This is a genomic window from Micromonospora xinjiangensis (genome assembly GCF_056150165.1).
Genome location: NZ_JAXCFO010000002.1, coordinates 177,845 through 189,823, shown reverse-complemented (window position 1 = coordinate 189,823; position 11,979 = coordinate 177,845). Strand labels below are relative to the sequence as shown.

Annotated in this window: 13 protein-coding genes; 4 read left to right on the top strand and 9 right to left on the bottom strand. The window is 74.2% G+C overall.

Translation table 11 applies throughout. The annotated features are described in order from the left end of the window. Positions 1-66: 66 nt before the first annotated feature. Positions 67-1,233: a cupin domain-containing protein gene (locus tag SM573_RS07645; RefSeq protein ID WP_474611329.1), complete on the top strand. Its 1,167-nt coding sequence runs from the start codon at positions 67-69 to the stop codon at positions 1,231-1,233. A 19-nt stretch (positions 1,234-1,252) separates the two neighbouring features. Here SM573_RS07645 and SM573_RS07640 read toward each other — a convergent pair whose 3' ends face one another. Both SM573_RS07640 and SM573_RS07635 read right to left on the bottom strand, forming a co-directional pair. Beyond that, a complete protein-coding gene (locus tag SM573_RS07640) occupies positions 1,253-2,281 on the bottom strand; it encodes a tetratricopeptide repeat protein (protein ID WP_474611330.1) in 1,029 nt (342 codons plus the stop codon). A gap of 9 nt (positions 2,282-2,290) precedes the next feature. Further along, positions 2,291-3,640 carry an AfsR/SARP family transcriptional regulator gene (locus tag SM573_RS07635; protein ID WP_474611331.1) on the bottom strand — a complete coding sequence of 450 codons (1,350 nt, stop codon included), beginning with the start codon at positions 3,638-3,640 and terminating at the stop codon, positions 2,291-2,293. Between the two features lie 221 nt (positions 3,641-3,861). Here SM573_RS07635 and SM573_RS07630 point away from each other — a divergent pair, with 221 nt between their 5' ends. Further along, positions 3,862-4,386 carry a hypothetical protein gene (locus SM573_RS07630; RefSeq protein ID WP_474615809.1) on the top strand — a complete coding sequence of 175 codons (525 nt, stop codon included), beginning with the start codon at positions 3,862-3,864 and terminating at the stop codon, positions 4,384-4,386. Here SM573_RS07630 and ispF read toward each other — a convergent pair. The 3 genes from ispF to SM573_RS07615 are packed head-to-tail and all read right to left on the bottom strand — an operon-like array spanning position 4,383 to position 6,121. Beyond that, on the bottom strand, positions 4,383-4,868 hold the full coding sequence (gene ispF, locus SM573_RS07625; protein WP_474611333.1) for a 2-C-methyl-D-erythritol 2,4-cyclodiphosphate synthase: 486 nt from the start codon (positions 4,866-4,868) through the stop codon (positions 4,383-4,385). The two genes, SM573_RS07630 and ispF, sit on opposite strands and share 4 nt — an antisense overlap. A gap of 15 nt (positions 4,869-4,883) precedes the next feature. After that, the gene (ispD, locus tag SM573_RS07620; RefSeq protein WP_474615808.1) at positions 4,884-5,579 is read right to left on the bottom strand and encodes a 2-C-methyl-D-erythritol 4-phosphate cytidylyltransferase; all 696 of its coding nucleotides are present in this window, start codon (positions 5,577-5,579) and stop codon (positions 4,884-4,886) included. 56 nt (positions 5,580-5,635) lie between these two features. Then, the gene (locus SM573_RS07615; RefSeq protein WP_474611335.1) at positions 5,636-6,121 is read right to left on the bottom strand and encodes a CarD family transcriptional regulator; all 486 of its coding nucleotides are present in this window, start codon (positions 6,119-6,121) and stop codon (positions 5,636-5,638) included. A 329-nt stretch (positions 6,122-6,450) separates the two neighbouring features. Between SM573_RS07615 and SM573_RS07610 the strand changes: the two genes are divergently transcribed. Continuing rightward, entirely contained in the window at positions 6,451-7,152 is a 702-nt protein-coding gene (locus tag SM573_RS07610) for a hypothetical protein (protein WP_474611336.1), read from the top strand. A 27-nt stretch (positions 7,153-7,179) separates the two neighbouring features. On the opposite strand, the gene SM573_RS07605 is transcribed toward SM573_RS07610, so the two are convergent. The 4 genes from SM573_RS07605 to SM573_RS07590 form a co-directional block, all read right to left on the bottom strand. Next, positions 7,180-7,893 (bottom strand): hypothetical protein, encoded by a 714-nt coding sequence (locus SM573_RS07605; RefSeq protein WP_474611337.1) that lies wholly within the window; start codon positions 7,891-7,893, stop codon positions 7,180-7,182. A 23-nt stretch (positions 7,894-7,916) separates the two neighbouring features. Beyond that, entirely contained in the window at positions 7,917-8,975 is a 1,059-nt protein-coding gene (locus tag SM573_RS07600) for a type III polyketide synthase (RefSeq protein ID WP_474611338.1), read from the bottom strand. Positions 8,976-9,040: 65 nt separating this feature from the next. Next, positions 9,041-10,210 (bottom strand): acyl-CoA dehydrogenase family protein, encoded by a 1,170-nt coding sequence (locus tag SM573_RS07595; RefSeq protein WP_474611339.1) that lies wholly within the window; start codon positions 10,208-10,210, stop codon positions 9,041-9,043. Between the two features lie 43 nt (positions 10,211-10,253). Beyond that, positions 10,254-11,012: a methyltransferase domain-containing protein gene (locus tag SM573_RS07590; protein ID WP_474611340.1), complete on the bottom strand. Its 759-nt coding sequence runs from the start codon at positions 11,010-11,012 to the stop codon at positions 10,254-10,256. Between SM573_RS07590 and SM573_RS07585 the strand changes: the two genes are divergently transcribed. Further along, on the top strand, positions 11,011-11,898 hold the full coding sequence (locus tag SM573_RS07585; RefSeq protein ID WP_474611341.1) for a UbiA family prenyltransferase: 888 nt from the start codon (positions 11,011-11,013) through the stop codon (positions 11,896-11,898). The two genes, SM573_RS07590 and SM573_RS07585, sit on opposite strands and share 2 nt — an antisense overlap. Positions 11,899-11,979 lie beyond the last annotated feature (81 nt).

The following is an 11,979-nucleotide window of genomic DNA, read 5'->3' as shown; positions in this document are numbered from 1 at the left end:
GAGCGGACAACAGCGTCCGATTATCGGACGCGACCGGCCGGTGAACGGAACCCATCGGGAGGCGAGATGCCGTACTACCGCAGCGTCGGCGAGGTGCCGCGCAAGCGCCACACCCAGTTCCGTCAGCCCGACGGCAGCCTCTACGCCGAGGAGCTGATGGGCCAGGAGGGCTTCTCCTCCGACTCGTCCCTGCTCTACCACCGGCACGCCCCGACGGCGATCGTGGCGGCCGAGGAGTTCACCCCGCCCGCGTTCACCCGGGTGCCGAACCTGCCGCTCAAGCCGCGGCACCTGCGCACGCACAAGCTCGACGGCGCCGGGGCCGACCCGGTGCTCGGCCGGCAGTACCTGCTCGCCAACGACGACGTACGGATCGCGTACGTGCTGGCCGACCAGCCCTCCCCGCTGTTCCGCGACGCCACCGGCGACCACTGCCTCTACGTGGAGGCCGGCAGCCTGCGCGTCGAGTCGACGTTCGGTGTGCTGGACGCGGTCGCCGGCGACTACGTCATCATCCCCACCTCGACGGTGCACCGGCTCGTGCCCACCGGCGACGAGCCGGTCCGGTTGCTCACCATCGAGGCGGCCGGCCACATCGGCCCGCCGAAGCGCTACCTCTCGGTGCGCGGCCAGTTCCTGGAGCACTCGCCGTACTGCGAGCGCGACGTGCGCGGCCCCGACGCACCGCTGCTGGTCGACGGCGAGAACGTGGAGGTCCTGGTCCGCCACCGACGCGGATGGACGCGGCACGTCTACGCCCACCACCCGTTCGACGTGGTCGGCTGGGACGGGCACATGTACCCCTGGGCCTTCTCCATCCACGACTTCGAGCCGATCACCGGCCGCATCCACCAGCCGCCGCCCGTCCACCAGACGTTCCAGGGCCCGAACTTCGTGATCTGCTCGTTCGTGCCGCGCAAGGTGGACTACCACCCGGACGCCATCCCGGTGCCGTACAACCACCACAACGTCGACTCCGACGAGATGCTCTTCTACACGGGCGGCAACTACGAGGCCCGGCGCGGCTCCGGCATCGAGCAGGGCTCGATCTCGCTGCACCCGTCCGGCTTCACGCACGGCCCGCAGCCCGGCGCCGCCGAACGCTCGATCGGCGTCGACTACTTCGACGAGCTCGCCGTCATGGTCGACACCTTCCGGCCACTCGACCTCTGCGACGCGGGCCAGGCGTGCGAGGACGACGGGTACGCCTGGACCTGGGCTCGCCGGGGCTGATCGCCCGGGGCGTAGCGGGTCAGGTGGTGGTGGTGCGGGTGACCGCGACGACCTCGGCGACCGCGGCCACGGCGATCGCGAGCACCAGCGGCCACGGGGTGCCGACCAGCGCGTAGAGGAGGATCAGCACCGGCGAGGCGGCCGCCGCGTACACCGCCAGCGCCAGCGACCGGTCGGAGCGCAGCAGGCCGGGCAGGATGGTGCGCGTCAACCCGGGCAGCTTCGCGGCGAAACGCCACACCACCGCGGCCCCACCCAGCGCGGCGAACATCGCGGCGACGCGGGACAGGCCATCGCTGCCGGACGAGAGGCAGGCGAGCAGCACCGCCGTGACCATCGACCAGCCCGCCGCGTAGAGCACCAGCTGCCGCAGGCCGACCGAGATCGTACGACGGGAGTCCACCCGCCCCGGGCTCATCGTCGCCGCCTCGGCCAGGTGCTCCAGCGCCTCGCTCCAGCGCCGCTGCTCCAGCCGCAGCACGCCGATGTCGTGCCGCGCCCCGGCGAGCTGCGGGTCGAGGCGCAGCGCCTCCCGGTAGGCCCGCTCCGCGAGGTCGAACAACCGCATGTTGGCCGCCACCAGGCCGAGCACCAGGTGCGACTGCGGTGCCTCCGGAGCCAGCTCGACCGCGCGCCAGGCCGCGTTGAGCGCCGTCTGGCCGTTGCGGGCGCTCGCCAGGATCGCGGCAGCGCTGCGCTGCGCGTCCGCGTCGTTCGGCCCGAGGGCCAGGATCTCGTCGGCGGCCCGCGCCGACTCGGCCCAGCGTTCCAGGTCGCCGAGCGCCATCCCGCGTGCCGCGAGCGGCGGCACGGTGCCCGGTGCGGCGGCCACCGCCGCGTCGGCGAGGGTGAGCGCCTCCTCCGGGCGGCCGGCGGCCAGGTGGAGGCGCGCGAGCAGGGTCAACGCGACGGGATTGGCGGGCTCCAGCGCGACGCTCTGCGCCGCCTCCGCGACAGCCTCGTCGTAGCGCCCGAGCTCGGCCAGGAGCAGAGCCCGCTGGAGGTAGCCGTCGGCGGCGGACCGGTCGGAGGCGGCGTCGCTGGACACGCGGCGAGCCTAGCCGGTTCCACACGCGACGGCCGATCGACCACACGTCGCGAGGCTGCACCACCGACGCAGGCCGCTCTCGTCGAGGAAGAGCCAGCCGCACCGCTCGTCGCGGCAGACCCGGATGGTCAGCCGACGCGGGTCGACCAGCAGCTCGGCCGCGCTCCACGCCACGGCGTGCAACGGCAGCCGCAGGCCGGCCGCGAGGTCCGGCCACCACCGTCCCCGCCCGTCCGGCTCCCGGCGCAGCACGTGCACCTTCGCGGCATCCTGCGCGAACCGGGCGACCGCGTCGAACGCCTGCCGGTCGTCCGGGTCAGTCAGGCAGGCGTAGAGCCGGGTACGCAGTTCGCGGACGGTGTCGAGGGTGGCCTCGGCCTCCCTGGGGTCGCCCAGGGCGAGGTCGACCAATCGGCGCACCGCCGCGTCGTCGGTCAGCCCGACGTACCCGGTCCACACCGCCAGGGTGCGGTAACCGCGCAGCCACTCGGAGCCGGGCAGCGGCGGCTGGTGACCCCAGCCGGCGAAGGTGTTGCAGAAATCCAGCGCAGGATGGCCGCCCACGTTCCATGGGAGCTCCTCGCCGTGGAGGCGCACCTCGTACACCGGCCGGCCGGGCCGGTCCAGTCCATGATCATTCCGGAGGATCCCCCGGTGCACCTCGCGCAGCTTCGGCCCCGGCTCGATGCCGAGCTCGGCGACGAGCAGCTGCCGGGTCGTCCGGTACAGCAGCAGCGCGTCCGCCTGCCGGCCGGCCCGGTACAGGGCCGTCATCAGGATGGCGACGAGCTGTTCCCGGGTCGGGTACCGGTCCACCAGCGGGGTGAGTTCGCTGATCACAAGGGCGTACCGCCCCAGCGCCAGCTGGGCCTGCGCCCGCAGTTCGAGACCGATGAGCCGCAGTTCCTCGATCGGCCCGTGCAGCCGTTCCCGCAGCTGGTCGTCGGCCGTGTCGGCGAGCAGCGGCCCGCGCCACAGGGAGAGCGCACGGTCGAGCAGCCGGACCCGCTCCGCGGGATCCGTGGTCGTGCCCGCCTCCCCCGTGAGGCGGCTGAACTCCCGCACGTCGACATCGTGGTCGTCGGGCTCCACCAGGTATCCGTCACCCCGGGTGGTGATCCGGACCCCATACGGGGCCAGTGTGGAGCGCAGCCGGCCGATGTAGGTGTGCACGACGCTCCGGGCGGAGCCGGGCGGGCGTCCATTCCACAGCAGGTCGATGAGCCGGTCGGTGCTGACCAGGCGACCCGCGTCGAGCAGGAGGACGGCGAGGATGCACCGCTCCTGTCGGCGACTGTCGATCTCGACGGGCCGGCCGTCGTGCCACGCTTCGAAGGTCCCGAGCAGTCGGAAGTCCATGCCGACAGTCTGACCACGGGAGAGTTCGCCGGCTCGGGTCGGCCGCACGGTCACGGCGACGTGGTGACCGGACGGTGAGGTGCGGCACCGGAAGGAGCCGACCGGCCCGGCCCGGGGCGCGCTGCTGCTGGCGCACGGTCAGGACGTGGTGAGCGACGACGGCGATCCTGATCCGGCCGGAAACGGCGCGGATCTCGGATCGTCGAGGAGATGGAGTGCTCATGCGTTGGCGACTGAAGGTCGGAAGTGCCCTGGCGGGCGTGCTCGTGGCGACCATGCCCACCCCCGCGGCCGCCACGGACGGTGCGGGCGGACACGGCGGGTGGGTGCCGGCGCCGCAGCCCCCGTTCGAGGTGGCCGCCGGCACGCGCTGCGACTTCGCCGCGCGGGTCGAACCGATCGTCGACGAGGTACGCAAGCTGGTGCTGGCGGAGTATCCGGACGGTTCGCCCCGTCGGGAGCTGTACACCGGGGCGCTGATCAACCGGGTGACGAACCTCGAGACCGGGGCGACCAGCACGGCGGACGCCAGCGGCACCTCGCTGGTCGAGTACGCCACCGACGGCTCGATGACCTGGTACGTCACCGGTCCGGTGCTGCTCGGCTTCCGCGAGGACGCCGGGTCGCTGCCCCGGGGGCTGTGGATCGTCGACGGTCAGTTCGTCGTCCGGTTCAGTCCGACGTTCGACAAGACCATCACCATGTTGCACGGTACGACGCACAACGTCTGCACCGACGTGGACTAGCCGGCGGCCGGAGCGTCGTAGACCAGGGCGACCGCGATGCCGGCGAGCCCCTCCCCACGCCCGGTGAAGCCGAGCCCGTCCGTGGTGGCGGCGGAGACGGTCACCGGCGCGCCGACGGCCGCGGAGAGCACCCGCTCGGCCTCCCTCCGGCGCGGCCCGATCTTGGGCCGGTTGCCGACGACCTGCACGGAGACGTTGCCGATGGCGAAGCCCTCGGCGCGCACCCGCCGGGCGCTCTCGGTGAGCAGGGCCACCCCGGACGCGCCGGCCCACTCCGGCTGGTCGACGCCGAAGTTCGCCCCGAGGTCACCGAGGCCGGCCGCGGAGAGCAGGGCGTTGCAGGCCGCGTGCGCGGCCACGTCGGCGTCGGAGTGCCCGGCGAGGCCGTCCTGGTCGGGCCAGTGCAGGCCGGCCACCCAGCACGGTCGGCCGGCGGAGAACGCGTGCACGTCGGTGCCGATGGCGACCCGGGGAACGATCATGACCAGAGGGTAGCGTCAGCCCGCGTGCGCCAGCAGGTGCTCGGCCAGCGCCAGGTCGAACGGCCGGGTGATCTTGAGAGCGTACTCGGAGCCGGGCACGCAGGAGACCGGGACGCCCTGCTTCTCCACGAGGCCGGCGTCGTCGGTGAGCGCGTCGCCGGCCGCGGCGTGCGCGGCGGTGAGCACCGACCGGCGGAACCCCTGCGGGGTCTGCACGGCGCGCAGTGCGGAGCGGTCGACCGTGCCGAGCACGACCTCCTCGGCACCGACCTCCTTGATCGTGTCGACGACGGGGAGCACCGGGATGACGGCCGGGCGGCCCGAACGGACCGCCTCGGCCACGGCCTCCACCAACTCCGGCGGGGTCAGCGCGCGGGCGGCGTCGTGCACCAGGACGATCTCGGGCCCCGGGGGCACCGCCGCGAGCGCGGCGGCCACCGAGGCCTGCCGCTCCGCGCCGCCGGGCACCACGGTCACGTGGGCCACCGGAGCGAGCAGCTCGCGAACCCCGTCGAGCTCCGCGGCGGGCGCCGCCACCACGATGGTGTGCACGGAAGGGGCGGCGGCGAGCCGGCGCACCGCGTGCACCAGCAGGGGTTCCCCCGCGAGCAGGCGCAGCGCCTTGGGTCGACCGGGGCCGAGTCGGACGCCCGCACCCGCCGCAGGCACGAGGACCGCGACGTCACCGCGCGGATTGAGCTGCGCGGTCACGTCGCGGTCCTCGGTGGTTTCTTCGCTATGAACTGGGTACGTGGACGATGTGCGGACTAGGCCTCGGCCAGCACCTTGTCGAGCAGCGTCTCCGCCTCGTCCTTGGTGCTCTTCTCGGCCAGCGCGACCTCGCCGACGAGAATGTCACGAGCCTTGGCGAGCATGCGCTTCTCGCCAGCGGAGAGACCCCGCTCCCGCTCACGGCGCCACAGGTCGCGCACGACCTCGGCCACCTTCAGCGGGTTGCCGGAGGCCAGCTTCTCCAGGTTGGCCTTGTAACGCCGCGACCAGTTGGTCGGCTCCTCGGTGTGCGGAGCCCGGAGAACGTCGAAGACCTTGCCCAGGCCCTCTTCGCCTACCACCTCGCGCACACCCACGATCTCGGCGTTCTCGGCTGGTACCCGGACCGTCAGGTCACCCTGCGCGACCCTCAGGACGAGGTACTGCTTAGGCTCGCCCTTGATGACCCGAGTCTCGATTGCCTCGATGAGTGCGGCCCCGTGGTGGGGGTAAACAACGGTCTCGCCGACACTGAAAACCATAGGTTCGAAACCCCTTTCGCTGTGTCTAGGGTAACACGCTCAGGCACCGATGTCTCACCGCTGTCCTGACCGTTGGCGCAGCTCAGGGGCCCTGTGAGAGGTATTTCTTCGACTTGACAGGCAGTCAAACCGATGGTTTGAACACGCTCCGTTACCGCCGGATGACAACCCGGGACGGGTGAACGGAACGCCGAGATCACGGGCTACGCGCAACTCCCATGGTATCCCGCCGGCAGCTACCGCGCCCAGGTGTAGCGCGAGCCGCCCGCCTTGCGGGAGGCTGGAGGTGAGCCGTCGTCGGCTCTGCGGGATGCGTATCAGGGGGTCCGATGAGCATGCCGGACGCGGACGGGAACGGGCGCTCCGAAGGGCTGCCCGGCCTGCCACCGGAGTGGGGTCGGGTGGTCGTTCCCGACGATCCGTCGGCGCTCGCCCAGGAAGCCGCCCAGGTCCGCCGTGAGCTGCGCGAATCCGCCCGGATCATGGCCCGGCGGCGACTCTCCGCGCTCCGGCTGCCGCTGCTGGTGCTGCTCGTGGCGGTCCTCACCACCATCGCCGGCCTGGCCGTCGTCACCTGGCCCCGGTCGGCCCGCACCGACGAGCACTCCACCCCGGCCCCGGAGGCGCCGCCCGCCGTGCCGACCGGCCGACCCCTGCCCGCCCTCGACCTGGTCGACGCCGGCCAGTCCCCCGTGCCGCTGCGCGGCCTGCGCCCCGCGATGATCATCCTCGTTGACGCCTGCCCCTGCCCCGAGCTGGTGGCAGAGGCCGCCACGGCCGCACCACCGCCGGTGAACGTGGTGACCGTCTCCGGCGGCAAGGTCGCCCCGACCGCCGGCCCGCCGGGCACGACCGGCGTCCGGGCCCTCGCCGACCCCGCCGGCGGCCTGCGCTCCTTCCTGCACCTGCCGGCCCACCCGGACGCCGCCGCGGCGGTGCTCGTCGACCGGGCCGGCGTGGTGGTCCGGGTGCTGCCCGACCTCGGCCCGGTCGAGACGTACCGCGCCGACCTCGCACAGCTCGCCGCCTGATTGCGACGCCCAGCAGGGGACCCGTGGTCAGTGCAGCGGCACGAGCTGCGCCCCGGTCCGGACCCAGCCGTCGCCGGTCACGGAGAGCAGCATCCGCAGAGGGCCGCCCGTGCCGAGCACCGTCAGGGTGCGCAGGCGGCCGTCGCAGACCGGCGGGGCCCGGTTGATCACACGACCGCCCGTCACGACCTCGGCCCGCAGCTCGCCCGGGCCAGAGCAGCCGTACTGGAGCAGGTAGGCGGCGCGCTCGGTCTCCTCGTCGCCGTACTCCCGGCCCAGGCTCCGGCGCGGGGTGAGCGTGGCGTACTCCCGCCAGAGGGCGTCCCGGTCCCACGGGAGGACGAACGACCCCGCGCCCGTCGTCCGGGGGCCACCGCCGTACCCGGCCGAGCCGCGCGGATGGGTCGCCCCGGTCTCCGGGTCGACACGGACGACGTCCGCCCGCCGCTCTTCGCCGAGGGCGGCGCCGGTGGCCGGGTCGACGCGGACGGCGACGCCGGTGGCCGGGTCGACGAGCAACTCCACCGGCCTGCCGGGACCCGACGGCACGAACGGCGGGCCGGCGGGCGGGGGTGCGGCCAGGCCGCCCGGCAGCGGCCCGGTCAGCCGGGGAGGCAGGGCCTCCGCCCGGGCGGCCTGCGGCGCGTTGGCCTGCCACCACCAGCCGCCGAGGGCCAGGGCGAGCACGGCCATGCCGGCGAGCATCCCGCCGCGCAGCCGGTCTGCCGCCTCGACGTCCACCGTTCGAGGGTAAGCCCCCGCGCTCAGGCCTGTCGATCGAGCAGTACGGCGTACAGGGTGAGGCCGGGACCGAACGCCAGCATCATGATCCGGTCCGGCGGGGTGGCGGCACGGCGGAGCCGGTCCAGGATCAGCAGGACCGTCGGCGAGGAGCAGTTGCCGTGCTCGTTGAGGGTGGCCCGGGAGGGCGCCAGCGCCTGCGGCGGCAGCCCCAGTTCGCGCTCCACCACGTTGAGGATGCGGGGGCCGCCCGGATGCACCGCCCAGCCGTCCAGCTCGTCGACCGTGCTGCCGTGGCGGGCCAGCAGGTCGTCGACCAGGCCACGGACGTGCGTGGAGAGCACCTGGGGCACCTTCGGCGAGAGCCCCATCCGGAAGCCCGCGTCGGTCACGTCCCAGGTCATGTGATCGGCGGTGGACGTGTCCGTCACCGAGGTGACCTCACGCAGCGCGTACCCCGGCCCGCCGGGCACCACCACGGCCGCGACCGCCGCGTCCGAGAAGAGCGCGTGCGACACGATCTGCTGGGTGTCCACCCGGGCCGTGGAGGGTTGGATGTGCAGGCTGGTCAGCTCGGCGCAGAGCAGCAACGCCGGCCGGCCCCGCGCGGTCACGAAATCGCTCGCCGCGCCGAGCCCCGGCAGCGCCGCGTAGCAGCCCATGTGACCGACGAACATCCGCTGCGTCCCGGGGGCCATGCCGAGGTCACGGGCGAGCAGGATGTCGAGCCCCGGGGTGGCGTACCCCGTGCACGAGCAGACGATGAACATGCCGATGTCACCGGCGTCCAGGCCGGCGGCGGTCAGCGCCCGGCCGACCGCCTCCTTGCCCAGCGGCAGGGCCTCGACCAGGTAGCGCCGCATCCGGCGCTCGGTCGGCCAGTCGGAGACGTCCTCCAACAGGGGGTTGACCGCCGCCTGCCGCGTCGTCACCCCGGAGTTGGCGAAGATCCGCTCCGCCAGCGACCGGGTGGCCCCGGTGAAGTGCCGGGAGAAGAAGCCCTCCCACAACTCGTCCTGCCGGGCCGACGGCGGCTGCGCCGTTCCGAGGCCCGCGATCACTGGTACCGACACGATCCCCACCTCTTCTCCGCCGCCGCCCTCCCCCGGACCGTCCCCCTCCGGGACGGTCCCGGACGGCCCCACGCTCACCAACGAGGCGACGAGCCGTCGCGGTCCGGGTCACCCCCCAACGCGGCGATGCCCAGCCAGTCCGCGCAGACGTCCGAGGTGGCCGGGTGCAGCGAGCCGCAGCGGGCGTCCCGGTAGAGCCGCTCCAGCGGGTGGCCGCGCCGGGTGGCCGAGGTGCCGGCGGCCTCCAGCATCGACGCGGCCACGTCGGCGGCGGTCGTGCCGGCGAGCAGCTTGGCCCGCCACACCCAGCGGTTGGTCTCCGCGTCGCCCGGGGCCTCGTCCACCCGACGCGCCGCCTCGGCGACCACCAGCTCCGCCGCCGCCACCGCCGCGTCGGCGCGACCGAGGCGGGCGCGGACCGCCGGCAGCCCGGAGAGGTTGCGGGCGTTCAGGTGCTCGGCGGCGGCCTCGATCGCCGCCCGCGCCACACCGACGTAGACCGCCGCGTAACTGGCCACCAGCCAGTGCGGCATGAGCTGGGCGACCACCAGCGCCAGCCCCTCCACCCCGCCGAGCAGGCGGTCGGACGGCACGGTCATCTCCAGGTGCAGGTCGTGCGAGGCGGTGGCGCGCATGCCGAGCGAGTCCCAGGTGGGCTCGACGGAGAGCCCGTCCGGGCCCGCCGGGACGAGGAACTGGGACACCACCGACGGGTCGGCGGCGCTGCGCGCGGCGACCAGGTAACCGTCCGCGTGCCCCGCCCCCGAGCAGAACGTCTTGCTGCCCTTGAGATGCCAGCCACCGTCGACCGGCTCGTAGACGGTGCTCAGCTGGGAGAGCCGGGCGCCCGCGCCGCGCTCGCTCATCGCCACCGCGTACCAGGAGCCCTGGGCGGCCGCGGTCAGCAGCCGGTCCCGGGCCGCGAGCGCCTCGTCCGGCACGCCGAGCGCCTCGGCCAGCTCCTCGGTGACCGCGCCGAGGGCGCCGGTGACCGAGGCGTGCATGTTGAACACCAGTGCTGTCGCGCCGTTGCCCCGGGCCAGCTCCGTGGCCACCGCGGCGTACTCCGCGAACGTCGCGCCGAGCCCACCCAGCTCGCGGGGGACCATGAGGCCGAAGAGGCCGGCCTCGCGCAGGTCCTCGAAGTCCTCGGCCGGAAAGGATCCGTCCCGATCGTGCTCGGCCGCACGGGCGGCGAATCGCGGCGCCAACCTCCGGGCCGTCTCCAACGCGTGCACCGTCATCCTCGCCCCCTCCTCGGCGTCCTTACCCCACGCCGGGCCCGAACTATCCTTTCCGGACCCCCCAGCCCTGGTACAGCACCGCGGTCGAGCGCGTCGGCACGATCCGCGGCGCACGCGTGCCCGGCGCGTCGCCCGCGCCGCGCACCTGCCGCAGCAGCCAGCCCAGCAGGCCGGGCACCGCCGGCCGTACGCCGCGCACCCGCAGCGTGACGCCGTGCCGGGCGCACTCGGCGACCAGCGCCCGCGAGTCCACGAACAGGCGTGGATCGTGGATGCCCCGGGGCACGGTCGGCAGTCGTTCTCCGATGTGGACCGCGACGAGCCGGCTCAGCGCGGTGTCGTTCAGCGTGTCCAGCACGAGCAGGCCACCCGGCCGGAGCAGGCGGCACGCCTCGGCCACCGCCCGCCGCCAGTCCGGCACGTGCTCGAGGATCTCGCCGGCGGCCACCACGTCCGCGCAGCCGTCGGCGAGCGGCACGGCGGTGACGTCCCCGCGGACGGCCGTGACCCCGTGCGCCGCGGCCTGCGCCAGCGCCGATCGGGTCAGGTCGACGCCGATGTGGGCGTAGCCCTTGCCGACGAGGTGCGGCGCGAGCAGCCCGGCTCCACAGCCGAGGTCGACGAGCACCGCGCCGGGGCGGGCGGCCGGCGGAACCAGTGCGGCGCGCGCCTCGGCCAGCCAGTGCAGCATCGCGAAGACGCCGTCCGGCCGCCACCACTCGCCGGCGAGGTCGTCGTACTGGCGGGGATCGTTGCGTGGCAGCACCCGAGGGGAGTGGGGCGCCGAAGCCACGTCACGCATGGCAACGAGCGTGACACGACTACCGGGTAACAACCAGACTTCCCTTATGTCGACTTCGGTGTTAGGGCTGCTCAGAGCGAGCCATCCGGAACCGGCCGCGGCGGTGACCACGGTGGCCGGCCTGCTGGCCGTCGGCGTGGGACACCGGCCCGGCGGCGTGGTCGCCGTCGTACTCACCATCCTGGCCAGTCAGCTCGCCGTGGGCTGGGCCAACGACGCGATCGACGCGGACCGGGACGCCACGGTGGGGCGTACCGACAAGCCCATCCCGGGTGGCGCGGCCCGGCGGCGCACGGTGGCCCTGGCCGCCGCGGCGGCGGCGCTCGCCACTCCGGTGTTGGCGCTCACCACCACTCCCGCCGCCGCGTTCTGGGTGACCCTCGGCCTGGTCTCGGCCCTGTTCTACGACTGGCCGCTCAAGTCCAGCCCGGCGTCGGTGCTGCCCTACGCGGTCTCCTTCGGCACGTTGCCCGCCTTCGTGGTGCTGGCGCTGCCCGGGGCGCCGGCACCGCCGGCCTGGCTGATCGCGGCCGCGGCCTGCCTCGGCGCCGGCGCGCACTTCGCCAACGTCCTGCCGGACCTGGCCGACGACGCCCGCACCGGCGTGCGCGGGCTGCCGCACCGGCTCGGCGCCGCCGGCAGCCGGGTGGCCGCCGCCGTCCTGCTGCTCGCCGCGACCGGCGCCCTGGTCCTCGGCCCGCCCGGGCCGCCGTCCGGGGTCGGGCTCGCCGCGGTGGTCGCCGCCGTGGTGGTGCCGCCGCTCAGCTGGTACGGCGGGCGCGGCGCCGCACGCGCCGGGCGGCGCCCGGTGGCCGCCTTCCGGGCGGTGATGCTGGTGGCGCTGATCGACGTGGTGCTGCTGGTCACGAGCGGTCGGGTGGTCTGACGGTCCCCCCGGCAGGTGGCATCCCCGGGTCGGAGTGCGGCCCTCGATCAGCCCCAATTACCCTGGAGCCCGGTCTGCGCG

Excerpts from the sequence above, each read along its gene's own strand:
- SM573_RS07645 (WP_474611329.1), top strand. The coding sequence starts at position 67 with ATGCCGTACTACCGCAGCGTCGGCGAGGTGCCGCGCAAGCGCCACACC.
- SM573_RS07635 (WP_474611331.1), bottom strand. The coding sequence starts at position 3,640 with ATGGACTTCCGACTGCTCGGGACCTTCGAAGCGTGGCACGACGGCCGG.
- SM573_RS07630 (WP_474615809.1), top strand. The coding sequence starts at position 3,862 with ATGCGTTGGCGACTGAAGGTCGGAAGTGCCCTGGCGGGCGTGCTCGTG.
- ispF (WP_474611333.1), bottom strand. The coding sequence starts at position 4,868 with ATGATCGTTCCCCGGGTCGCCATCGGCACCGACGTGCACGCGTTCTCC.
- SM573_RS07615 (WP_474611335.1), bottom strand. The coding sequence starts at position 6,121 with ATGGTTTTCAGTGTCGGCGAGACCGTTGTTTACCCCCACCACGGGGCC.
- SM573_RS07610 (WP_474611336.1), top strand. The coding sequence starts at position 6,451 with ATGAGCATGCCGGACGCGGACGGGAACGGGCGCTCCGAAGGGCTGCCC.
- SM573_RS07595 (WP_474611339.1), bottom strand. The coding sequence starts at position 10,210 with ATGACGGTGCACGCGTTGGAGACGGCCCGGAGGTTGGCGCCGCGATTC.
- SM573_RS07585 (WP_474611341.1), top strand. The coding sequence starts at position 11,011 with ATGGCAACGAGCGTGACACGACTACCGGGTAACAACCAGACTTCCCTT.
- SM573_RS07590 (WP_474611340.1), bottom strand. The coding sequence starts at position 11,012 with ATGCGTGACGTGGCTTCGGCGCCCCACTCCCCTCGGGTGCTGCCACGC.